This is a genomic window from Streptomyces sp. NPDC039736 (assembly GCF_055596485.1).
On the sequence record NZ_JBVIUQ010000006.1, the window covers coordinates 115,851 to 138,168 of the forward strand.

The 22,318-nt window shown below is 74.2% G+C and carries 20 protein-coding genes; 10 read left to right on the forward strand and 10 right to left on the reverse strand.

All coding sequences use genetic code 11. The features are described from left to right. The first annotated feature begins 2 nt into the window (after nucleotides 1-2). A complete protein-coding gene (locus ACZ56L_RS19950) occupies nucleotides 3-1,415 on the forward strand; it encodes an MFS transporter (RefSeq protein ID WP_468691739.1) in 1,413 nt (470 codons plus the stop codon). Nucleotides 1,416-1,492: 77 nt separating this feature from the next. On the opposite strand, the gene ACZ56L_RS19955 is transcribed toward ACZ56L_RS19950, so the two are convergent. The 5 genes from ACZ56L_RS19955 to ACZ56L_RS19975 all read right to left on the reverse strand — a co-directional run bounded on the left by ACZ56L_RS19955 (nucleotide 1,493) and on the right by ACZ56L_RS19975 (nucleotide 7,536). Further along, complete coding sequence (locus tag ACZ56L_RS19955; protein WP_345228838.1) at nucleotides 1,493-1,900, reverse strand: hypothetical protein; 408 nt, start codon at nucleotides 1,898-1,900, stop codon at nucleotides 1,493-1,495. 104 nt (nucleotides 1,901-2,004) lie between these two features. After that, nucleotides 2,005-3,444, reverse strand: a complete 1,440-nt coding sequence (locus ACZ56L_RS19960; RefSeq protein WP_471065356.1) for a nitrosuccinate lyase — start codon at nucleotides 3,442-3,444, stop codon at nucleotides 2,005-2,007. Beyond that, complete coding sequence (locus tag ACZ56L_RS19965) at nucleotides 3,441-5,441, reverse strand: FAD/NAD(P)-binding protein (RefSeq protein WP_471065358.1); 2,001 nt, start codon at nucleotides 5,439-5,441, stop codon at nucleotides 3,441-3,443. Before ACZ56L_RS19965 ends, ACZ56L_RS19960 begins: the two co-directional genes overlap by 4 nt. Before the next feature lie 143 nt (nucleotides 5,442-5,584). After that, a complete protein-coding gene (locus tag ACZ56L_RS19970) occupies nucleotides 5,585-6,688 on the reverse strand; it encodes a 3-dehydroquinate synthase II (RefSeq protein WP_345228835.1) in 1,104 nt (367 codons plus the stop codon). Beyond that, entirely contained in the window at nucleotides 6,685-7,536 is an 852-nt protein-coding gene (locus ACZ56L_RS19975; protein WP_345228834.1) for a 2-amino-3,7-dideoxy-D-threo-hept-6-ulosonate synthase, read from the reverse strand. Before ACZ56L_RS19975 ends, ACZ56L_RS19970 begins: the two co-directional genes overlap by 4 nt. Before the next feature lie 671 nt (nucleotides 7,537-8,207). Here ACZ56L_RS19975 and ACZ56L_RS19980 point away from each other — a divergent pair. Further along, nucleotides 8,208-8,798 (forward strand): AfsR/SARP family transcriptional regulator, encoded by a 591-nt coding sequence (locus ACZ56L_RS19980; RefSeq protein WP_401756619.1) that lies wholly within the window; start codon nucleotides 8,208-8,210, stop codon nucleotides 8,796-8,798. Here the strand turns inward: ACZ56L_RS19980 and ACZ56L_RS19985 are convergent. Continuing rightward, nucleotides 8,773-9,522, reverse strand: a complete 750-nt coding sequence (locus ACZ56L_RS19985) for a winged helix-turn-helix domain-containing protein (RefSeq protein WP_468691749.1) — start codon at nucleotides 9,520-9,522, stop codon at nucleotides 8,773-8,775. The genes ACZ56L_RS19980 and ACZ56L_RS19985 overlap by 26 nt on opposite strands. Before the next feature lie 93 nt (nucleotides 9,523-9,615). After that, nucleotides 9,616-10,095: an RrF2 family transcriptional regulator gene (locus ACZ56L_RS19990; protein WP_345228831.1), complete on the reverse strand. Its 480-nt coding sequence runs from the start codon at nucleotides 10,093-10,095 to the stop codon at nucleotides 9,616-9,618. 94 nt (nucleotides 10,096-10,189) lie between these two features. On the opposite strand from ACZ56L_RS19990, the gene ACZ56L_RS19995 reads away from it, so the two are divergent. The 4 genes from ACZ56L_RS19995 (at nucleotide 10,190) to ACZ56L_RS20010 (ending at nucleotide 15,769) form a co-directional block, all read left to right on the forward strand. Next, complete coding sequence (locus ACZ56L_RS19995; RefSeq protein ID WP_471065362.1) at nucleotides 10,190-11,485, forward strand: MFS transporter; 1,296 nt, start codon at nucleotides 10,190-10,192, stop codon at nucleotides 11,483-11,485. Nucleotides 11,486-11,729: 244 nt separating this feature from the next. Then, on the forward strand, nucleotides 11,730-12,914 hold the full coding sequence (locus ACZ56L_RS20000) for an FAD-dependent monooxygenase (RefSeq protein WP_468691753.1): 1,185 nt from the start codon (nucleotides 11,730-11,732) through the stop codon (nucleotides 12,912-12,914). A 75-nt stretch (nucleotides 12,915-12,989) separates the two neighbouring features. Further along, a complete protein-coding gene (locus tag ACZ56L_RS20005) occupies nucleotides 12,990-14,651 on the forward strand; it encodes a class I adenylate-forming enzyme family protein (protein ID WP_468691755.1) in 1,662 nt (553 codons plus the stop codon). After that, on the forward strand, nucleotides 14,648-15,769 hold the full coding sequence (locus ACZ56L_RS20010) for a methyltransferase (protein WP_471065364.1): 1,122 nt from the start codon (nucleotides 14,648-14,650) through the stop codon (nucleotides 15,767-15,769). The genes ACZ56L_RS20005 and ACZ56L_RS20010 overlap by 4 nt, the downstream gene beginning before the upstream one ends. Nucleotides 15,770-15,864: 95 nt before the next feature. Here the strand turns inward: ACZ56L_RS20010 and ACZ56L_RS20015 are convergent, their stop codons facing one another. Next, nucleotides 15,865-16,248, reverse strand: a complete 384-nt coding sequence (locus ACZ56L_RS20015; protein WP_468691759.1) for an STAS domain-containing protein — start codon at nucleotides 16,246-16,248, stop codon at nucleotides 15,865-15,867. Between the two features lie 392 nt (nucleotides 16,249-16,640). Between ACZ56L_RS20015 and ACZ56L_RS20020 the strand changes: the two genes are divergently transcribed. Both ACZ56L_RS20020 and ACZ56L_RS20025 read left to right on the forward strand, forming a co-directional pair. Beyond that, complete coding sequence (locus tag ACZ56L_RS20020) at nucleotides 16,641-16,955, forward strand: hypothetical protein (RefSeq protein WP_345228825.1); 315 nt, start codon at nucleotides 16,641-16,643, stop codon at nucleotides 16,953-16,955. Between the two features lie 120 nt (nucleotides 16,956-17,075). Continuing rightward, nucleotides 17,076-18,260: a glutathionylspermidine synthase family protein gene (locus ACZ56L_RS20025; RefSeq protein WP_401756606.1), complete on the forward strand. Its 1,185-nt coding sequence runs from the start codon at nucleotides 17,076-17,078 to the stop codon at nucleotides 18,258-18,260. 6 nt (nucleotides 18,261-18,266) lie between these two features. On the opposite strand, the gene rocD is transcribed toward ACZ56L_RS20025, so the two are convergent. Further along, a complete protein-coding gene (rocD, locus tag ACZ56L_RS20030; RefSeq protein ID WP_468691763.1) occupies nucleotides 18,267-19,517 on the reverse strand; it encodes an ornithine--oxo-acid transaminase in 1,251 nt (416 codons plus the stop codon). Between the two features lie 250 nt (nucleotides 19,518-19,767). Between rocD and trpS the strand changes: the two genes are divergently transcribed. Both trpS and ACZ56L_RS20040 read left to right on the forward strand, forming a co-directional pair. Then, nucleotides 19,768-20,778 (forward strand): tryptophan--tRNA ligase, encoded by a 1,011-nt coding sequence (trpS, locus tag ACZ56L_RS20035; RefSeq protein ID WP_345228823.1) that lies wholly within the window; start codon nucleotides 19,768-19,770, stop codon nucleotides 20,776-20,778. Nucleotides 20,779-20,952: 174 nt separating this feature from the next. Continuing rightward, nucleotides 20,953-21,534: a 2'-5' RNA ligase family protein gene (locus tag ACZ56L_RS20040; protein WP_471065367.1), complete on the forward strand. Its 582-nt coding sequence runs from the start codon at nucleotides 20,953-20,955 to the stop codon at nucleotides 21,532-21,534. A 23-nt stretch (nucleotides 21,535-21,557) separates the two neighbouring features. On the opposite strand, the gene ACZ56L_RS20045 is transcribed toward ACZ56L_RS20040, so the two are convergent. After that, entirely contained in the window at nucleotides 21,558-22,313 is a 756-nt protein-coding gene (locus ACZ56L_RS20045) for a decaprenylphospho-beta-D-erythro-pentofuranosid-2-ulose 2-reductase (RefSeq protein WP_345228821.1), read from the reverse strand. Nucleotides 22,314-22,318 lie beyond the last annotated feature (5 nt).

Sequence of the window (22,318 nt, forward strand, 5' to 3'; positions counted from 1 at the left end):
CCATGACCGAGGACACCGCGCGCCCGGACCGCACCGCGGCGGACGGGAGCGGGGGAGTGCCGGGGACGGCCGGAGGGACGCCGCACGCGGACGGCGGCCCTCCCGCCGCCTCCGGCACGGGCGGCGGCGCTTCCGGTACGGCCGATGACGCGTCCGGCGCGTCCGGTGCTTCCGGAGCGCCCGGCGCCGGCGCCGGGAAGCTGCGGCACCACCCGCGCTTCCTGCGCCTGTGGGCGAGCCAGGCGACCGGCGCGGTCGGCGACCAGGTGCTGCCCGTGGCGCTCAGCCTGTACGTCCTCGAACGGGGCGGCGGCGCGAGCGGCGTCGGTCTGGTGCTGGGCGGCCGGGCGGTCGCCCTCGTGCTGTGCCTGCTGATCGGCGGGGTGATCGCCGACCGGCTGCGGCGCACTCGCATCCTCATCGGCGCGGACTGCTTCCGCGCGGTGCTGCTGCTCGCCGCCGGACTGCTGCTGACCCGGTTGCCGCTCGGCGCGCTGCCGGTGATCACCGCGCTGGTCGGCGCGGGCGAGGCGCTGTCGCGTCCCGCGTCGCGCTCCCTGGTGCCCAACCTGCTTCCGGCGGCGCTGCTGGAGCGCGGGAACGCGCTGGTCTCCGCCGTCCAGCGCGGTTCCGCCGTGCTGGGCGCGATGCTCGGCGTCACCGCGGTGGCGCTGATCGGCACGCGCACCGCACTGCTGGTGGTCAGCGGCGTCTTCGCGCTGGGCGCGCTGGTCGTGGCGCGGATACCCGACGAACGGCGCGACGCGAAGGGCCGCGCCTCAGTGCTCGCGGAGGCGGCGGAGGGGCTGCGGGCGATCCGCCGCAGGCCCTGGGTGATGGCCATGATGGGGACGGTCTGCCTGCACCTGTTCGCGGGTTCGGCCACCGCGCTCACCCTGCTGCCGATCGTGGCGCGCGAGGAGCTGGGCGGTGACTTCGCGTACGGCGTGGTGCTGTCGGCGATGGGCATCGGGGCGCTGCCGGCCATCGTGCTCGCGGGCCGCTGGCGGCCGGCGTCGCGCGGCACCGTCTCGGTCGTCGCGCTCACCGGGTACGCGCTGGTGCCGCTGAGCCTCGCGGCCCCCTTCCCGCTGCCCGCCGTGGTGGTCTGCTTCGCACTCGGCGGCTTCGTGGTCGAGCTGTACTTCGTCTACTGGGTCTCCGCGCTCCAGCGGGCCTTCCCCGACGCGGTGCTGGGCAAGGTCTTCGCGCTGGACCAGTTGGGCGCCTACGCGCTGCTCCCGGTCGGATACGCGCTCGTCGGGCCCCTGGTGGCACTGCTGGGCACCACCGTCACCCTGGTGGCGGGCGGCGTGGTGGTCGCGCTGTCCAGTCTGCTGTGCCTGCTGGTGCCCGGGGTGAAGCGGTTCGAGGACCCCGTCCCGCCTCCCGCCCCCGCCGCCCGCGCGGCCTGAACGGCAGGGCGTACGCGCGAGCGGACCGCAGGCCGGACGCACCGCCCGGCCGCGTGCCGCGCCCACGCGTGCCGCGCTCAGACCGCCGCCGCCAGGACGTGGAAGGGGGTCAGGCCCGTCCGTGCCGCCGGACGCCCGGCGGAGTGCGGGCCCCGGGCGGCGAGGATCTCGCGCAGCAGGGCCTCCCGCTGTTCGGGGCCGCCCGCCCGGCCGGTGAGCACCCGGTCGGCGGCGTACGGCGCCGGGCCCGGCAGCGCCCCGGGGCTCGTGCGCAGCCGCAGCGCGACCAGCACGCCCCACTCCGTCGCCGAGCCGGTGAGGGTGACGGTGACGCGCACCTCGGGGAAGGCCACCGTCACCGTGTCGTGCTCGCAGGACACCTGGTGGGCGTCGGCCAGCCGGCGGTCGCCGATGATCAGGGCGAAGCGCAGGGCGAGACCGCTGCGCTCCAGCCGTATCCGCCGGTGCAGCGGAACAAGGGACATGGGCACGGAACACTCCTCGCGATGGGGGGCGGGGGCCCGGCCCGTGGGGGCGGCAGGCCCGATGGGGGTGTCGCGGGTTCGGTCCACGGGACCGGCGGCCCGGTTCACCGGGCCGCCGGGCGGCGCCGGGCGAGCGCGCCGTCCACCAGCGCTCCCGCGACCCCGGTGGCACGTGCCGGATCGAGCAGCGCCTCCCACCGCTCCTTCGGCAGCACCCCGTCCAGTTCGGGCAGTTCGCCGAGCACCTCGCCCAGCGTCCGGCCCTCGTGGCCGGCGGTGAACGCGGCCCGGGTCAGCAGTTCCTTCGCCGCCTGCCTGCCGAGCAGCGGGGTGAGCGCCACCGCGACCGACTCCGAGACGATCCGGCCGTCCGTGAGGTCGAGGTTGGCCCGCATCCGGGCGGCGTCCACCTCCAGCCCCGCCGTGAGCTCCACGGCGGTGCGGGCGGCGCCTCCGGTCAGCCGCAGGCACTCGCGCAGCGGTTGCCACTCCGCGTGCCAGGCGCCCGCCGACCGCTCGTCCTCCGACACCAGGCACTGGGTCAACCCCGTGGCCAGGACGGGCACTTGGAGCGCCGCGCTGCGGATCAGCGTCGACAGGACGGGATTGCGTTTGTGCGGCATCGCGGAGGAGGCGCCGCGCCCCTCCACGGCCGGCTCGGCGACTTCCGCCACCTCCGTGCGGGCCAGTGACTGCACATCCACCGCGATCTTCCCGAGCGCCCCGGCGGTGAACGCGAGCACGGCGGCCAGATCGGCCACGGGGGTGCGCAGCACGTGCCAGGGCAGCACCGGCCGGGCGAGCCCGGTCTCCGCCGCGTAGGCGTCGAGGAGCCGGTCGAGGAGGACGACCGGGTCGCCCCGGTCCGTGCGGTCGCCGAAGTACCCGGCGAGCGTGCCCGCCGCGCCGCCCAGCGAGAACGGCAGCCCGTCGCGCAGCCGCGCCACCCGCCCCGCGGCCTCGCTGACGAGTTCCAGCCAGCCCGCGGCCTTCAGCCCGAACGTCGTCGGCACGGCGTGCAGGGCCAGCGTGCGGCCGGCCATGGGGGTGTCGCGGTGGTCGGCGGCGAGCGCCGCGAGGGCGTCGGCCGCCCGGTCCAGGTCGTCGCCGATCAGGCGCAGCGCCCGGCGGGCGACGAGCATCGCCCCGGTGTCCAGCACGTCCTGGCTGGTGGAGCCCCGGTGGACGTACTCGGCCGCCGCCGGGTCGTCCCGGCGGACCGCGGCGGTGAGCGCCGCCACCAGCCCCACCACGGGGTTGGCGGTCTCCCGGGCGCCCCGGGCGACCGCGAGCAGGTCGATCCGGTCGGCCCGCGCCGCCGCGGTGATCGCCTCGGCCGCGGCGGCGGGCAGGAAGCCGGTCCTGGCCTGGGCGCGGGCCAGCGCGGCCTCCGCGTCGAGCATCGCCTGGAGCCAGGCGGAGTCGCAGACCAGCGCTTCGACGGGGGTGCCGGCCCGGACGGGGGACAGCAGCCCGCAGTCGAGCAGCTCGTCGGCGCCGGGGGCGCCGGGGGCGCCGGGCGGGGGTGCGGGGGGTCTGGTCATGCCGTCACCTCGGTGAGCCGGTCGTCGGAGGGGCAGCGGACGCCGGGGTCCTCGTACGCGGGCAGCCGGGGGGCGGCGGCCGGAGTGAGCGAGGCGACGGCGTGGGCTATCGCGTCGGCGTCCCCCAGGGTGACCGAGTTGACGCCGGGCCGCGCCCCGGCGGCGGTGACCCAGTGCACGGCCTCCGTGGGCACGCCGAAGGCGAAGCGCCGCGGGTGCGCCCGGCCCAGCGCGTCCACCAGGCGGTACGGGCGACGGGTGACTTCGAGGCCACCGGTCTCGTAGCCCTCCGGCGCCCGGCCGGCGGGGATGCGGTAGGACCGGCACTGCCCGCTGCGCAGCAGGTCGCGCAACAGCGGATCGGCGGTACGGCGCAGGTCCGTCACCGGCAGCCGGGCCTCGATCAGCACGTGGGCGCGCACCGGCCGGCCGGCGACCAGCGGGGAGCGGGCGACGAACGCGGCGTCCGCCTCGTCGATGTCGACCTCCAGGCCGGGGCCGACGACGTCGAGCACGCCCGCCTCGATCAGGGCCGCCATCTCCTCGATGCGGGAGGCGGGCGGGCCGATCGAGAGGAACGCGTTCAGGCCGGTGTACCAGCCGTCGAGGTCGTCCCGGTGCGACAGGCCGTCGAGCCCGCCGTGGTCCACCACGAGCCGGATCTCGTTGCGCAGGTCGCGCAGCACGTCCAGGGCGGCCTTGTGCGGATCGCTCACATTGCCCGCCCTGGCCCGGCGCACGTCCTGGGCCAGGTGCTCCAGCAGCCAGCGGCGGTGCCCGTCGGGCCCGGTGAAGCCGTGCCGGGGGTGCGGGGACGCGGTCCGCTCCCAGCACCACCGGTCGGCCGGGCCGATGCCGAAACGTTCCAGCACCCCGCCCCGGTCCGTGTCGTCGCCGCCCGCCAGGTACGCCGTCACGAAGGCGTCCCGTTCGGCCGCCCGGCCGCGGGAGGCGAGCAGCGTTCCGTAGTAGACGCATTCGACCTCGCGGGCGATCAGGGGCCACAGCGTCCGGAGGAACGACAGGCCGGGGCCCTCGCGGTGCCGGCCGGTCAGTTCGGCGATGCGCTCGGGGGTGAGCAGCAGCGGGGTGTGGCGCCCGTCCACGCCCTTCTCGTTCTCCCCGCGCGCGTGGTACGGGACCCCGCGCCGCGAACCGGCGTAGAGCCGCGGTTCGAGCCCCGAGGGGTGGTACCGCAGCCCGTGCGGGCGGCGGCTGAAGGCGCCGCCCCGGCCGAGGGTGAACAGCGCCATGTGGTCGAAGAAGTTCAGGCCGAGCCCGCGCAGCAGGACGGGGGTGCCGGGCGCGATGCCGGACAGGTCGAGGTCGGCGGGGTTGGCCGGCGGGAAGTGGGCCAGGCCGAGCGCGGCGGCGCGCGGGTCGGGGGCGCCCGGCTCCTCCGCGCGGACGTGGCCGAGCGCGAGCACGACCGCGTCGAGCCCGGCCAGCCGGGTGCCGTCGGCGAGCAGCAGGCTCTGCGCGCCTCCGGAGCCCGGCGTCTCGTCCGCCAGGGAGACGGCGGTCGAGCGGTGCACCCGCACCTCCAGGTGGGCGGGCGCGCCGCAGACCACCCGGCGGAACATCTCCTCCAGGTAGCACCCGTAGAAGGCCCGGGTGGGGTACGAGTCGGCGCCCAGGGCCCGGGCCTCGGCCAGGGTGGCGTCGTCGTGGCCGCCGAGCAGCTCCTCCACGGGGGTGAGGGCGGCCAGTTCGCGCGCCCACTCGTGGAGGCTGGGGCCGGCCTCCACCGGGCCCGCCATGTCGACGGACCCGTCGGTGAACACGGTCACCTGCGAGGCGACCGTGTTCATCAGCAGCTGGCGCGGCTGACCCGTCCGCCACACCCGGCCCGCGCCCGGGCGGGCCGGGTCCACGACGTGAACCGTCACCGCCGGGTGCGAGGCGGACTTCCGTTCGTGGGCACAGAACCTTTCCAGCACCGACAGTCCGCGCGGTCCCGCACCGACGATGCACACGGTGAGCCGTCTGACGCTCACGGATGTCTCCAGGGGAGTTCATGGCCGCACGGGCCCGTTGGCTGTGGTCCTCCGCCCCGCGGGCTCGGGCCGCTGCGGGGACGTACCGGAGCAGGGGGCGCGCCGGGCCGGGACGCGAGTTCCGGCCGACGGGCCGCTCCCGGCTACTTCTCCAGGCAGAACTCCTCGATGGGGTAACCGACGTGCCGGTCCGCCACCGGGAGATAGCCGAGCACCTTGTCACCGGGCTTCAGCTCGGTGCTGTTCAGCACGGTGCCGCCGGGGCCCAGCACCCGGACGTGCCAGTCGTCCTGGAGGATCAGGTTGGCCGTGCGGCCGTCGCGGCCGACCGCGTCGATGGACAGCAGCGGGCGGGTCTCGATCTTCACCCGGCCCACCGTGACCAGCCGGGTCTTCCCGTGGATGTCCACCGCCGTGATCTTGCTGCCCGCCTTCAGCTCGCTGAGGTAGTTGGTCCGCTCGTCCTTGGCCAGGGTGTACGAGTGGATGGCGCCGGCGTTGACCCGGAAGGGGCGGGTCGGCATGTAGGGCAGCGGGTGCGTCTCGCTGACGCACAGGATCATGCCCTTGGAGTGCGAGCCGACCAGGATGCCCTCGTCCTTGCGGAAGTACGTCGCGGTGTCCACGCAGGCCCGCTCGCCCATGCCCACGTGCGCGGTGGCGGTGACCTCCAGCTCGACCAGTTCGAGGTCGGGCACGCCGGTCTCGGCCGCCTGCCGCAGCGCGGTCGCGTCGCCCACCCGGGCGGGCGCCATCAGGACGCCGTCCGAGCCGAGTTCGAGCACACCGAAGATGATCTCGGCCTCCTCGACGTCCTGCGCCACGGTGATCAGGCTGCCGGTCGCGCGGGCGGCGGCCGCGATGACGATCTCCAGCGGAATCTTGGTGGGGTCGCGGAAGAGCAGCACGCTCCACTTCTCCTGGCGGCCCGACGCGCAGGCCTCCTCCAGGGTCTCCGCGTCGACGATCTCCGTGAACCGGCCGAATTCCACGTCCGGGTGCAGCAGCGCGAGTTCGGCGGGCTCGCCGTGCTTGGCGGGGTCGACGATCACCACGTCGGCCGCGCCGAAGTCCTCGGGCAGCGCCTGCCCCTGGGGGAAGAGGACGCGCTTCACCGACGGCGGAAGGGGGGCCAGGTCCTCGACGCGGTCGCTGAGGATGCCGTGCACGCCCGCGTGCAGGGCCTCCTGGACGACGGCGTCCTTCGCGGAACCGATGGTGCGGATGTCTATCCAGCTGAGCTTCACAGGGCACCTGCCAATGCGGAGGAAGGGGTGGAGGAGGAGTGCGCGACCGGGGCCGGGAAGCCCACGGCCTCGGCGTCGGCGGGCCGGCCGTGCACGATGGCGGACAGTTCGCGCACGGTCTGCCGGGGCGAGGCCGAGGCGAACACCCGGCGGCCCACGGCCAGTCCCCGGCAGCCCGCGGCCATCGCGGTACCGGCGAATTCGGCCAGGCTCTGCCGCTGGTCCGCGCCGCCGGCCACCAGGACCGGCAGGGGCGAGGCGGCGACCACTTCGGCCATCCGCTCGACGGGCCCGACGAATACGGTCTTGACGAGGTCGGCGCCGAGGTCGGCGGCGACGTTCACCACGTGCGCGACCAGTTCGGGGGAGGGCGGCCGGGTCAGCCGGGGCCCGCGCGGGTAGATCATGGCGAGCAGCGGCATGCCCCACCGGTCGCAGGCCGCCGCCACCGTCCCGAGGTCCGAGAGCTGTGCGGACTCGGTGTCGGAGCCGATGTTGACGTGCACGCTGACCGCGTCGGCGCCCAGCCGTACGGCGTCCTCGACGTCGCCGACCAGCACCTTCGCGTCGACGTCGGGCCCGTGGGCGGTGCTGGCGCTGAGGTGGACCAGCAGCGAGCAGGTGGAGAACAGCAGCGGGTCGAGCAGCCGGGCCCGTCCCTTGTGCACGACCAGCCCGTCCGCGCCACCCGCGACGACGTCCCGTACCAGTTGGTGGAAGCCCTCGACCGAGGCGATCGGGCCGTCGGAGACGGAATGGTCCAGGGGCACGAGCAGCAGGTTGCCGTCGCCGTGCCCGGCCAGCCTGGCCATGCGCAACGAGGTACCCGGTAATGCGGTTCCTGTCATCTGACACTCCTTGCTGGGTGCACGGTCGGGGGGAGCGGGGGTATGGGTCGGACCGAACAGCGAGCAGCTTCCCAAGCGGTATTCGAGAAATGGTCTACGAAACTGTCGAGAGCCCGTGCCAGGAGCTGTTCTCGGCTATTTGCTGGGAATAGGTTTAGAAGTGCCAGGAGAGGCGTTCAGGGGCTTCCCTGTGCAACTGCGGAAGTTCTCCGGTTGACCGCGGAATGCGGCGGGGCGGGACGCCGTCCGGCGGCTCCGACTGGATTCGGTCGCGGCGCGGGGAAGCGAATTGGCCAACAGGTCGAATTTTGGCTGCTATTCGGGGAGAGCCCCGCCGTCGGGCCGCATCTGATGCATGATTCTCCCTCGTGTGTCGCTTACAGTCGCAGCGGCCCTCGATGGAGGATGCCTTGTACACTTCCACGTTCTCACCAGGTCAGACGCTCAACACTGGGATCGGCGCCGCCGGCTCCCCGGACCGGGGACTGCGATGCGGGGTTCTCGGCCCGCTCTACATCGGAATCGGAGAATCCGCTGAAAGCGCCCCTGTCGCCCCGAAGATACGTACGGTGCTGGCCACTCTCGCCGTGAGTGCGGATTTCGTGGTTCCGGTTTCCGTGCTGATGCGCGAGATCTGGGGTGAGAATCCCCCCGCGAGTGGACTCCGTACCTTGCAGACGTACATCCTGAACTGCCGTAAGACGCTGGCGAAGCTCACCGGGCTCAGCCTGGCGGAGACCGCGCAGGAAATACTGGTGACACGACCGGGAGGTTACAGCTACAAAAGCGCTGCGGGAACACTGGACTGGCAGGATTTCCGGCGGCTCTCGGATCTCGGGCGCAGGGCGGTCGAGGCGGGCGAGGACGACCGGGCGATCCACCTGCTCGACGGCGCGTTGTCGCTGTGGCGGGGTTCGGTCTTCGCGGACGTGCCGGAGGGGCCGGTCCTGGAGACCCGGCGGCGGCTCTTCGACGAGTGGCGGCTGGGCGCCATGGAGACGCTGGCCGAGGCGCGGCTGCGGACCGGGCTGCACCAGTTGGCGATCGCCGATCTGGCCGCGCTCACCAGCGAGTTCCCCCTGCACGAGGGACTGCACGGCCAGTACATGCGGGCGCTGGCCCTCGTCGGGCGTCGCGCGCTGGCGCTGGAGGTGTTCAGCCGGCTGCGCGCCCGGCTGGTGGAGGAGATCGGCATCGAACCGGGCCGCGACCTCCAGGACCTGCAACTGGCCATCCTCAACTCCCACTCGGGCGGGACCTGACCTGCGCCGCCGAGGGCGCGCAGCCGGGCGGGACCGGATTCTCACCCCGCTTCAGCCGCTCCCGCACGTCGCGGACGGTGGCCGGTGAGATCCCGGCCCTGGACGCTATCTCGCGGAGCGAGGCGCCCGGGGCGTCGAGCAGCAGCCGCCCGGCGAGCGCGCGCCCCTCGGCACTGCTGAGCGGGCGCGCCCTGCCGTCGAGCCCGATGCGCTTCTGCGGGGCGGCGGCCGTCCCGCGGAGCCGGGCGCGCTGGGCGGCGACGGTCTTGGGCGAGACGCCCGCGGCCGCGGCGACGGCCCGGTCCGACCACTGCGGGTGGGCGCGCAGCAGCCGGGCCGCCTCGGCGGCGCGCTGGGCGGGCGTGGTGACGGCGGGGAGGGCGAGGGCGGACTCCGCGGCCATCGTCAGCGCCTCCTCCAGCGAACCGTCGAAGAAGCGCACGTCCACGGTGCGCGCGCCCCGGGCGCGTGCGGCGTACAGGACGGCCGCCCCGACGATCACCCGCATCGTCCCGCGGTGCACGACCACCGGACGCCCGTCGCCCTGGCCGGCCCCGGCCACCGGGCCCGCGGCCCCGCGGCCGGACCGCCCGTGGCCGGCCGGGAGCAACAGGTCGACCGGGACCGCCTCCACGGCGGAACCGGGCGGCTCCTCGCAGGAGCGCGGGGCGGCGGGACGGGGCAGGTTCGCGCGTGACGGCGTGCGGTAGCCGTGAACGCTCATGGGCTGCTGCTCCTCGTGTGTGGGGGGTTCGCGGGTGACGCGGGGCCGCCCGTGGGCCGTCCTGCACGACGGCCCGGGCGCCGGCCGCCGGGCCTAGGGGGCGCCGGCCAGCCAGGACCGCAGATCGCGCATGGCCGTGCCCGAGCTGTCCTGGTCTATCCGGCCGGCCAGATCGGCGACGGAGATCCCGGCCAGCGCTTCCCGCCAGGCGGTCTCGGCGGTGGCCATGGCCCGGGAGACCGCGCACGGCTTCTCGCACCTCTCCGGGGACAGCGCCAGCGGCCCGCGCCTGCGGATCTCCGTGCACCGGAAGGCGGGTTCGGGACCGTCGACGGCCTGCACCACCTGGAGCACGCTGACCTCGGCGGCCGGCCGGGTGAAGGCATAGCCCCCGACCGGCCCCGGGGTGGAGCGCACGATCCCGGCCCGGGACAGGGCCTGAAGGTGTTTGGCCAGGTAGGAGGGCGGAACACCGTGCAGCTCGGCGAGCCGGGCGGCGGACACCGGGCCGTCGCTCTGGCTGATCGAGACGCAGCAGTGCAGGCCCCACTCGACCCCGTTGGAGAGCTTCATGACGAGCACTCTAGCAATCTCCGACATCCGATGTCCGTGATTCTGCTATAACCAGGACAAGGAATATCCGAGATTGCCGAAGAGGTGGACTGACATGGCGGACACAGATGACCGTTTACGACTCGGCGGACCGCAGGCGCCCGGCGCCGGCGACCGCGCGGCCGCCGACGCGCGACCGGGACCCGCTCCGGCCGCCGACGCGCGCGTCGCGCTCGGACTCGCGGCCCTCGCCCTGTTCGTGGCCGCGGCCAACCTCCGGCCGGCCATCGCCGCCGTGTCGCCGCTGGTGGACCGGATCCGCACGGACCTCGACCTGTCCGCCACCGGGGTCGCGCTGCTGACCACCGTTCCGACGCTGGCCATGGGCGCCTGCGCCCCGCTGGCGGCCTCGATCGGCCGCCGCTGGGGCCTCCAGCGGGGCGTGCTGGCGGGCCTGTTCGTGGTCGGCCTCGCGACCGCGGTGCGCGGGCTCGGCGAGGCGGCTTGGCTCCAGTTGTGCGCCGCCGCCGTGGTGGGCGCGGGCATCGCCATCGCGCAGACCCTGCTGCCCGCCGTCGTCAAGACCCGCTTCGCGGCCCGCGCCGGACTGGTGACCGGCATCTACACGGCGGGCCTCGGCCTCGGCGGCGCGGTCGCGGCCGGCGCCAGCGCCCCGCTCGCCCAGGCGCTCGGGTCCTGGCCGGGCGCCCTGGCCTCGTGGGCGGTGCTGGCCGTGATCGGCATCGTGATGTGGACGGCCGCCCGGCGTTCGCTGGGCCTGGAGCACGTGGCCGGGCCCAAGGGCCCCGCCACCAGCGGTCTGCCCTGGCGCAGCTCCCTCGCCTGGCGCATCACCGCGCTGTCGGCCGCCAACTCGGCTCTCTACTACTGCGAACTGGCCTGGATCGCACCGCTGTTGCACGACTCCGGCGGTGTCAGCGAGGCCAACGCGGGTGTCATGCTGACCGTGATGATCTCCATCCAGGTGGTCGCCATGCTCGGCGTCCCGGCCCTCCTCGGAGAGCGCGCCGACAAGAGGACGGGCCTCGCCGCCACCAGCGTGCTGACCGCGATCGGCTTCCTGGGCTTCGCCTTCAGCCCCGGCACGGGCGCCTGGATCTGGATCCTCGCGATGGGCATCGGCCACGGCGGACTCTTCACGCTGGTGCTGACCCTGCCGGTCTCCGCCAGCCGGGACGCGGTCCAGGCCGGGCGGTTCAGCGCGATGGCGTTCTTCGTCGGGTACGGCTGCGCGGCGGTGGGGCCGGTGCTCGTCGGCGGCCTGCGCGACATCACGGGCGACTACCGGCTCGCCTTCGGGCTGCTGGCGGTGATCACCTTCCTCATGCTGCTGCCGATCGCCCGGCTGTCCCCCCGGCGCATCGAGCAGGACCAGCAGAAGGCGCTGTAACGCCCGGACCCGTCGCACGCCGACGGGCCCAGCCGCCCCCGAGGGCCCGCCGCACACCGGCGGGCCCTCGGTCGTTTCCCGGCGCACCGCGGCACGGGCCCCCGCGAACGCCCTGGCCGGGCTCCTCTCGAACGTTTCTGCTGCTCGCTCTCGAACGGCCCCTGGAAGGCTGTCCCCGAGCCCTTCCCGTACGAGCCGTACGAGCCGCACGCGCCCGTACAGGCACCCATCCGAGAGGACGCGCATGGTTGACCGAGACATCCGCATCGCCGTCGTCGGCGCGGGCGTGGCGGGCCTGACCGTCGCGGCCCTCCTGCGCGACCGGGGCGTCGACTGCCGCGTCTTCGAACGGGCGCCGCGGCTGGTCGCCGTCGGCGCGGGCATCCAGCTCTCGCCCAACGGCGTCCGGGTGCTGCACGGCCTCGGCCTCCGGGACTCCCTGGCCGCCACCGGCGTGCGCGCCCGGGCGATCGAGACCCGGAGCTGGGCCGACGGCGCGCCCATCGCCCGCACCCCGCTGGGCGACAGGTGCGAGGAGCTGTACGGCGCTCCGTACTACCTGATCCACCGGGCCGACCTGCACCGGTGCCTGACCTCCCTGCTGCCGGCCAGCGCGGTCGAACTGGGCCGGGCCTGCGCCCGGGTGGAGGAGCGCCCGGACGCGGTCCGGCTGCACTTCACGGACGGCACCATGGCCGACGCCGACCTGGTGATCGGGGCGGACGGCGTCCACTCCGTCGTCCGGCGGTCCGTGGTGCGCGACGCCCCCCGGTACGCCGGGTACGCCGTGCACCGGGGGCTGGTCCCGGCCTCCGTCGTGCCGTCCTTCCGCGACGACCCGCGGGTGATGTTCTGGCTGGGTCCCGGACGGCACGTCACCTACTACCCGGTGGCGGGCGGGCGCACCGTGCACTTCAGCGCCGTCGGCGTCAGCCCCGAGGAGAGCCCCGGCGGCGGCCCCGAGGACCTCGGGGCGGCGTTCGGCCGCTGGCACGAAGAGGTGCGCCGGGTGGTGACCTCGGCCTCCTCGGTCACCCGCTGGGGGCTGTACGACCGGGACATCCCCGACCGTTACGCCACGGGCCGGGTGGTGCTGCTGGGCGACGCCGCGCACCCCACCCTCCCCTACCTCTCCCAGGGGGCCAACCAGGCGCTGGAGGACGTCACCACACTGGTCGGCTGTCTCGACGCCCGCCCCGGCGCGCCGCAGGAGGCGGTGCGGCAGTACGAGAGCCTGCGGCTGCCCCGCACCGCCGAGGTGCACCGGCGGGCCAGGCGCCTCGCCGAGGAGTTCCACCTGCCCGACGGGCCGGAATGCACGGACCGCGACCAGCGGATGCGCGCCACCCAGGACCCGACGCACCTCGCCTGGCTGTACGGCCGCACGGCCGGACTCCCGGACGCCTCGGACCTCGCCCCCCGGCCCTGAGCCGCGCACCGCACCCACCTCACGCCACGCTCGCCCACCCACCCCCACGCGACGAACGGGAAATCAGGAGGACCAGTGCACGCACTGCTGCGCCGGGTCACACGCGGGAACGGCTTCTACATCGGCGACCTCTTCCACGCCGCCGCCGGCCACGACGCCACCACACCGGTCACGCTCGACCAGCCCCTTCAGTACGCCCCCGAGCTCGGCACGCGCTTCACCGTCGGGCAGCTCGCCGAGCAGACGGACGAACTGGCCGCCCGGCTCTGGGCCGCGGGCGTGCGGCCCACCGAACGGGTCGCGCTGTACAAGAAGGACAACTTCGACATCGCGCTGCACGCCTGCGCCGCCGCGCGGATCGGCGCGGTCCCCGCCCTCCTGTCGCCCGCCCTGGAGGCCCCGGTCGTACGGACGCTGCTCGACCGGCTCGACGGGCCGTGGCTGCTGACCGACGCGACGACCCTCGCCGGCCCCCTGGGGGCGGTGCTCGCACCGGCATCCGTACGAGCGGTCCTGCTGACGACCGGCACACCGGCGGAGGGCGCGTCCCGCGCAGCCGGCGCGACCGGGCCCGCTCCCGAAGGGGACGCGCCGCCGTCCGCTCCCGTCGTGCGGCTGGCCGACCACCGGGGCGCCCCGAAGCGGCCGCCCGTCTTCCTGCACCCGCGCCAGCCCTCGCTGATCACGCACAGCTCGGGAACCACCGGCGTCCCCAAGCTGGCGGTGCACTGCCCCGAGGCGGGCTGGCACCGGCTGGTTCCGCAGAAGGTCGTGTCCTGGCCGATCCGCGGCAAGGAGAAGGCGGCGCTGTGCATGACGTTCGTGCACTCGCGCTTCTACCAGGGCCTGGCCATGTTCCTCAGCCACGGCAACCCGATGCTGATCGCCGTCGACCCCGACCCGAGCCGGATCGGCCCGCTGTTCGCGCGCGAACGGCCCGGCTACATCGAGACCCACCCCAACACCTACGTCGACTGGGAAGCGCTGGCCGACGCCCCGGGCGAACCGCTCGCCGGCGTACGGGTCTTCGGTGCGACCTTCGACGCGATGCACCCCCGGACCATCCAGCGCATGCTCGGCGCCTCCCGGCGCACCCGCCCGCTGTTCGTCCAGTTCTACGGCCAGTCGGAGATCGGCCCGATGGCCGGCCGCTGGTACACCCGGCGCTCGGCGGCCAGGATGAACGGCCGCTGCGTGGGGCTGCCGCTGCCCGGCTTCATCTCGCTGCGGGTGGTCGACGACGCCGGGAAGCGGCTGCGCGGCGGGCGCGCCGGCCACCTCGAAGTGCGCAGCAGGACGCGCATCCTCACCTATCTCGGCGAGGACCAGCGGTACGCGGAGCAATTGCACGACGGATGGTGGCGGGTGGGCGACATGGGCCGCCGCGACCGCTGGGGCCTGCTGCACCTGCTGGACCGCGAGGTCGACCGGATCGGCGACCTGGAGAGCAGCCTGGCGGTGGAGGACCTGCTGATGAGCCGCCTGGAGGAACTGCGCGAGGTGGTCCTGGTGCCCGGGGCGGACGGCGAACCGGTCCCCGTCGTCGCCACCGTCGACGAGAACCCGCTCGACGCGGCGCGCTGGCAGCGGGCGACCAGCGACCTGCCGACGATGGCGCCGGTGCGCCAGTTCCGGTTCGAAGACCTGCCGCGCACGTCCACCCGCAAGATCCAGAAACCGGAACTGGCCCGGCTGATCCAGGGCGTCCGGGCAACCGACCAGGGAGTGGGGGCATGACCGTGCCGGAAAACGCGCAGCACACCGCGCCGGACCAGACGCAGCACACCGCGCCGGACCAGACGCAGCACACCGCGCCGGACCGGACGCGGCAGGCGCAGCAGGCCGCGCCGGACACCGCCGGGCGACGGCTCATCGAGCTGATGGCCGGTTTCTGGAAGACCCAGGCGATCTACCTGGCCGCCGAGTCGGGCCTCGTCGACGCCATCGCGGCGGCCGGCCGGGCCCCGGCCGTCGAACTCGCGAACCGGACGGGCACCGACCCCGACGCCCTGGGGCGGCTCCTGCTGTTCCTGGAGAGCCTGGACGTGGTGAGCGGCGAGGACCCCGCCGGATACGCGCTGACCCCGGTCGGCGAGCTGCTGCGCACCGGGACGCAGGACTCCATGCGCGACCACGTGCGGATCTACGGCTCGCACTTCTACCGGGCGTGGGGCGCGCTCGACCACTCGCTGAGGACGGGGGGTTCGGCCTTCACCGAGGTGTACGGGAGCGACCTGTTCCGCTACCTCAACCAGCACCCCGACCTCTCCCTCACCTACGAGCGGGCCATGGTCGCGGGCACGCCGTTCTTCGCTCAGGTCCCCGAGGTGCACGACTTCTCCGGGGCCCGGCTGATCGTCGACGTCGCGGGCGGGCACGGGGCGCTGCTGCACGAGATCCTGAAGTCCTGCCCGGAGCCGCGCGCGGTGCTCTTCGACGCGCCGCACGTCATCGCGGAGACGGCGGACCGGCCGATCGCCTCGGAGCACGGGGACCGCGTCACGCTGGTGCCGGGCGACTTCTTCGAGGGAGTGCCGCAGGGGGGCGACGTCTACCTGCTGTCGCGCATCCTGCACTGCTTCGACGACGAGGCGTGCCTGCGCATCCTGGCCCACTGCCGTTCGGCCATGGCGCCGGGCGGCCGGCTGGTGGTGGTCGAACGCCTGCTGACGCGGGGCACCGGTTCGTCCCTGGCGCAGGGCTACAACATGCACATGCTGGTGGTCCTCGGCGGCGGCCGCGAACGCGACGAGGACGCCTACCGCACGCTGCTGGAGAAGGCGGGCTTCCAGTTGGACTCCGTCACCACGCTCCCGCTGGAGACCCACCTGATGGCGGCCACCCTGCGCCGGTGACCGCGCACGGGGCGGCCCCCGGACCCGTACGACCGGGTACGGGTGCGGAGGCCGCGGTGCGGGCGGGCGGTACGGGAGGGGGGCTCAGTCCCGGCTCACCTCCGGGCCTCCTGCGCCAGGAGTTTCCCGCTCCGGGTGGCGGCCAGCAGCCGTTTCACCGCCGCGGACGCCGCCGCGAGGACCAGTCGGCGGCCGCCCCGCCGCCAGGCCAGCAGCGCGTTCAGGAAACCGGAGTCGCAGAACGTCACCCGGGACGCGTCGACCACCAGCCGGGTGTGCCCGAACGCCGCCGCCGACGTGAGCAGCGCGCTCAGCGGGGCCACCGTGAAGTGGTCGATCTCACCCTGTACGGCGATGCTCAGCGTGGTGCCCTCGGTGCGGCACGAGGCCACGACGCCGGGCAGCGGGCGCCGGGCGGCGCCGCGGTCGGTTCGGATCGGGACCTGCAGTATGTGGGAGGGGCTTGCCGTGGTGTTCACGCCGTCTGCAACGAGGCCCGGCCCCCGGGGGGCACCGCCGGGGCCCGAGGATCACCCGGCCGCGCGAAGGACACGTGCGCAAGGAGTGCGCGCACGACGCGTACGGGCGCGGCGGGAACGGCAGAAACGGCAGAAACGGCAGAAACGGCGGGAAGCAGAAGCCCCGGCCGGACGGGGGAGACCGGCCGGGGCGGCATGAGGAGGCGGGGTGAAGAGCCCGCGCATAGGTGAAGGATAAACCATCCCTTGTGTCCGTGCCGCCACCCACCCCCACCGGGGCAAATCCCCCCGGTCCCGGCTCCGCCGTTCCTCCCGGCCCCGCAGCCCTCTAGTCTGTCGACGATCCGAGACAGTCAGGCGTGCGGTATCGAACACGGGGGAGTGGGCCGGGCATGGCAGCGGCAGGGCGACGGCGACGACTGAGGTCCAGCACGGTGGTGCTCGGCGGCATGGGCGTGCTCGCCCTGACCCTCACCTCCTGCGGTGACGAACCGGACCGGCGCTGCGTCGACCCGGTCACGCACAAGGAGCTGCCCAGCTACGAGTGCGACGACGACGACGGCAAGGGCGGCAGCGGGACCGCCGCCCGCCACGGCGCGTACTACTACGGCGGCAGCGTCAGCAACCAGCGCGTGTCCGGCGGCAGCTTCGACAAGCAGGCCGTCGACCGCGGCGGCTTCGGCTGCTCGGGCTCCGGCGGCGGCTGACCCGCCCTCCGGGCCGCCCCCCGCCCGCCTGGGCGGCGGGGCCGCCCGCCCCTTCCCCCGGCCCCCTCGGGCGACGGGGCCCGCCGCCACCCCCGCCCCGCCCCCGTCGAAGGCCCCGCCATGCAACGTCACACCACCACCCCCCGCCCCGACTGGCAGCGCATCGTCGAGGAGCAGGGCGTCATCTACCCCCTGACCCGCTACCCCGACGACACCCTCCGCCCCTACTGGGACGAGAGCGCGTACTACTCCTTCACCCTCCCCGAGGTCGAAGCCCTCGAAGAGGTCGTCGAGGAGCTGCACGCCATGTGCCTCGCCGCCGCCGCCCACATCGTCGAGACCGACCGCTTCGCCGACCTCGGCATCACCGACCCCCGGCTCGCGGAGCTGGTCGCCGAGTCCTGGCGCCGCCGCGCCGAACTGCCCTCCCTCTACGGCCGCTTCGACCTCCGCTACGACGGCGCCGGCCCCGCCAAGCTGCTGGAGTACAACGCCGACACCCCCACCTCCCTGGTCGAGGCCGCGAGCCCGCAGTGGTTCTGGATGGAGGAGCTGTTCCCCGGCGCCGACCAGTGGAACTCCCTGCACGAGCGCCTCGTCGACGCCTGGAGGAAGCAGGCCCGCCTCCTGCCGCCCGGCCCGCTGCACTTCGCCCACTCCGACGGCGACGAGCTCGGCGAGGACCTGATGACGGTCGCGTACCTGCGCGAGACCGCCGAGCAGGCCGGCATCCGCACCGAGGCGATCTCCGTCGAGCAGATCGGCTGGGACCGCCTCTCCCGCCGCTTCGTGGACGAGAAGCTCCGCTTCATCCGCAGCTGCTTCAAGCTCTACCCGTGGGAGTGGCTGGCCACCGACCGCTTCGGCCCGCACGTGCTGGCCACCCTCGACAACGGCGGCGGCACCGGCACCACCTGCTGGATCGAGCCCGCCTGGAAGATGCTGCTGTCCAACAAGGCGCTCCTGGCCGTCCTCTGGGAGCTCTACCCCGGCCACCCCAACCTCCTCGCCGCCCACCTCGACGGCCCCCGCGAACTGGCGCGGGAGACGGGCTACGTCGCCAAGCCGCTGCTGGGCAGGGAGGGCGCCGGAGTCACCGTCCACGAGCCGGGCTCCGCGCCGCCGCCCGCCACCTCCGAGAAGGTCTGCTACCAGGAGCTCGCCCCGCTCCCCGACTTCGACGGCAACCGCACCGTGCTCGGCGCCTGGGTCGTCGAGGACGAGGCCGCGGGGCTCGGCATCCGGGAGTCCGCGGGGCTGGTCACGGACGAGTACGCCCGCTTCCTGCCCCACGTCATCCTCTGACGCGCGCTATCCGCCGAGCACCGCCCGCAGTTGGTCCAGCCCCCAGTCCAGCTCCTCCTTGCCGATCACCAGCGGCGGCGCGATCCGGATGGTCGACCCGTGGGTGTCCTTCACCAGCACCCCGCGTTCCATCAGCCGCTCCGAGATCTCCCGGCCGGTGCCCAGCGCCGGGTCGATGTCGACGCCCGCCCACAGCCCGCGCCCGCGCACCGCCCGCACCGCGCCCCCGCCGGCCAGCAGGTTCAGCTCGCGGTGCAGGTGATCGCCCAGTTCGGCGGCCCGCCGCTGGTACTCGCCGGTGCGCAGCATCGCGACGACTTCGAGGGCCACGGCGCACGCCAGGGGATTGCCGCCGAACGTCGAACCGTGCTCGCCCGCCCTGAACACCCCGAGCACGGCCCGCGACGACACCACCGCCGACACCGGCACCACCCCGCCGCCGAGCGCCTTGCCCAGGACGTACACGTCGGGCACCACGCCCTCGTGCTCACAGGCGAAGGTCTTCCCGGTCCTGCCCAGCCCCGACTGGATCTCGTCCGCGACGAACAGCACGTTGCGGGCCGTCGTCAGCTCCCGCACCCCCGCCAGGTAGCCCGGCGGCGGCACCAGCACCCCCGCCTCGCCCTGGATCGGCTCCAGCAGCACCGCCACCGTGTCGTCGGTGACCGCCTCGGCCAGCGCCGCCAGGTCCCCGTACGGCACGATGTCGAAGCCCGGCGTGTACGGGCCGTAGTCCGCGCGCGCCTCGGGGTCCGTGGAGAAGCTGACGATCGTCGTCGTACGGCCGTGGAAGTTGTCCGAGGCGACGACGATCCTGGCCCGCCCGTCCGGCACGCCCTTGACCCGGTAGCCCCACTTGCGGGCGGTCTTCACGGCGGTCTCGACGGCCTCCGCGCCAGTGTTCATCGGCAGCACCATCTCCATGCCGCACAGGTCCGCCAGCTCGTCGCAGAACGCGGCGAACCGGTCGTGGTGGAAGGCCCGCGAGGTCAGCGTCACCCTTTCGAGCTGGGCCTTCGCCGCGTCGAGCAGCCGGCGGTTGCCGTGCCCGAAGTTGAGCGCCGAGTATCCGGCGAGCATGTCGAGGAAGCGGCGCCCCTCGACGTCCGTCATCCACGCGCCCTGCGCCGAGGCGACGACGACGGGCAGCGGGTGGTAGTTGTGCGCACTGTGCGCCTCCGCCGAGGCGATGGCCGCCGCGGTGGCGGTCGTGGCGGTGGCGTCCGTGGTGTTCGTGGTGGCCTCCGTTGTCGACACGGGAACTCCGATCGTCGGGTGCGGATACGGCCGTCCCGCGCGAGGTGCGGACGGCGCCCCTTTCTATCGTCGGTCACGGCGCGGCCCCGGAAACCTTGCCGCCCGCCGCGCCTCCTCCGCTCGAACCGTCGTTCCCACGCCGACGAGCCGGCCCGGCGCCCCGGCGGCCCCCGGCGGCCCCCCGAGGCCGCGAGACGCGCGGCGCGACCACCCGGCGGGATCGGGTCCGCCACCTGAGAGAATGATGAACATGGCCTCTCGACCCCGTGTGCTCTCCGGCATCCAGCCCACCGCAGGCTCGTTCCACCTCGGCAACTACCTCGGCGCCGTGCGCCAGTGGGTGGCGTTGCAGGAGACGCACGACGCCTTCTACATGGTCGTGGACCTGCACGCCATCACCATCCCGCAGGACCCCGCCGCGCTGCGCGCCAACACCCGCCTCGCCGCCGCCCAGCTCCTGGCCGCGGGCCTCGACCCGGACCGCTGCACCCTCTTCGTGCAGTCCCATGTGCCCGAGCACGCGCAGCTCGGCTGGGTGATGAACTGCCTCACCGGCTTCGGCGAGGCGTCCCGGATGACCCAGTTCAAGGACAAGTCCGCCAAGCAGGGCTCCGACCGCACCACCGTCGGCCTCTTCACGTACCCCGTCCTGCAGGTCGCCGACATCCTGCTCTACCAGGCCAACCAGGTCCCCGTCGGCGAGGACCAGCGCCAGCACATCGAGCTGACCCGCGACCTCGCGGAGCGCTTCAACGCCCGCCTCGGCGAGACCTTCACCGTCCCGGAGCCGTACATCCTCAAGGAGACGGCGAAGATCTACGACCTCCAGGACCCCACCGTCAAGATGAGCAAGTCGGCGTCCACGCCCAAGGGCCTCATCAACCTCCTGGACGAGCCGAAGGCCACCGCGAAGAAGGTCAGGAGCGCCGTCACCGACACCGACACGGTGATCCGCTTCGACCCGGTCGGCAAGCCCGGCGTCTCCAACCTCCTCAGCATCTCCTCCACCCTCACCGGCAGGCCGGTCGCCGAGCTGGAGAAGGAGTACGAGGGCAAGATGTACGGCGCGCTCAAGACCGACCTCGCCGAGCAGATGGTGGAGTTCGTCACGCCGTTCAGGGAGCGCACCCAGGCCTACCTGGACGACCCGGAGACGCTGGACTCGATCCTCGCCAAGGGCGCCGAGAAGGCCCGCGCGGTCGCCGCCGAGACCCTCGCCCAGGCCTACGACCGGATCGGCTTCCTGCCCGCAAAGCACTGATTCGTCACGTTCGCAGCGGTGGCGGACGCATGTCCCGCAGGCCCCGGACCTTGGACTCTGGCCCCCGGGCCGCGCGCCCGCCACACTGCACTGCGACGGCTTCGTTCGCGCAGCCGCCCCCGCCCGCCGGCACCGGCGGGCACCGAACTCGCACCGACGACTGAGGAGAACGACGTGGGGACCGTAACGCTCGGCGTTTCGATCGCGGTCCCGGAGCCGTACGGCAGCCTGCTCCAGGAGCGGCGCGCGGCCTTCGGGGACCCTGCCGCTCATGGCATCCCTACCCACGTCACGCTGCTGCCGCCGACCGGGATCGACGCCGGACTCCTGCCGGCGGTGGAGGCGCACCTGGCGTCGGTCGCGGCGTCCGTGCAGCCGTTCCCCATGCGGCTCGCGGGCACGGGCACCTTCCGGCCGCTGTCGCCGGTGGTCTTCGTGAAGGTCGTCGAGGGCGCGTCCGCGTGCGCGTGGCTCCAGAAGCGGGTGCGGGACACGTCGGGGCCGCTGGTGCGCGAGCTCCAGTTCCCCTACCACCCGCACGTGACGGTCGCCCACGGCATCACCGAGGAGGGCATGGACCGGGCGTACGAGGAGCTGTCCACGTACGCCGCCGAGTGGTCCTGCGAATCCTTCGCCCTGTACGAGCAGGGCGCGGACGGCGTCTGGCGCAAGCTGTGCGACTACGCCTTCGGCGGCGGCGCGGCGGGCGAGGTCCCCCCGCAGGGCCTGCCCCACGACGCGCCCGCCCTCCACTAGGGCCCCGCGCCGGCGGCCCGGCACTACACCGGCAGCCGCCGGAACAGCGGACGCGGCACGTGCCGCAGCGCCGACATCACCGCGCGCAGCGCCCCCGGCACCCACACCACCTCCGCACGCCTGCGCAGCCCCGTCTCGATGGCCCGCGCCACGGCCTCCGGCGTCGTCGCGAGGGGGGCCTCCGCCATGCCCTCGGTCATCTTCGTCCGTACGAATCCGGGGCGTACGACCATGACGTGCACCCCCGTCCCGTGCAGCGCGTCCCCGAGGCCCTGGGTGAACGCGTCCAGGCCCGCCTTGCTGGAGCCGTAGATGAAGTTCGCCCGCCGGGCCCGCTCGCCCGCGACCGAGGACAGCACGACCAGCGAGCCGTGGCCCTGGCTCTGCAGGGCGTTCGCGCAGACCAGACCGGCGGAGACCGCGCCGGTGTAGTTGGTCTGGGCGACCCGGACGGCGGCCATCGGCTCGGCCTCGTCGTGGGTCTGGTCGCCGAGCAGCCCGAAGGCGACGAGCACCATGTCGATGTCGCCCTCGGTGAAGACCTTGCCCAGCACCTCCTCGTGCGCGGCGCTGTCCAGGGCGTCGAAGGGGACCGTGCGGACCTCTGCGCCCAGGCCGCGAAGCCGGTGCGCGGCGGCGTCCAGCGCGGGGGAGGGGCGGCCCGCCAGCCACACCGTGCGGGTGCGGCGGGCGATGAGGCGGCGGGCGGTGGCGAGCGCGATCTCGGACGTGCCGCCGAGGACGAGCAGGGACTGCGGGGCGCCGAAGGCGTCCTTCATGGTGG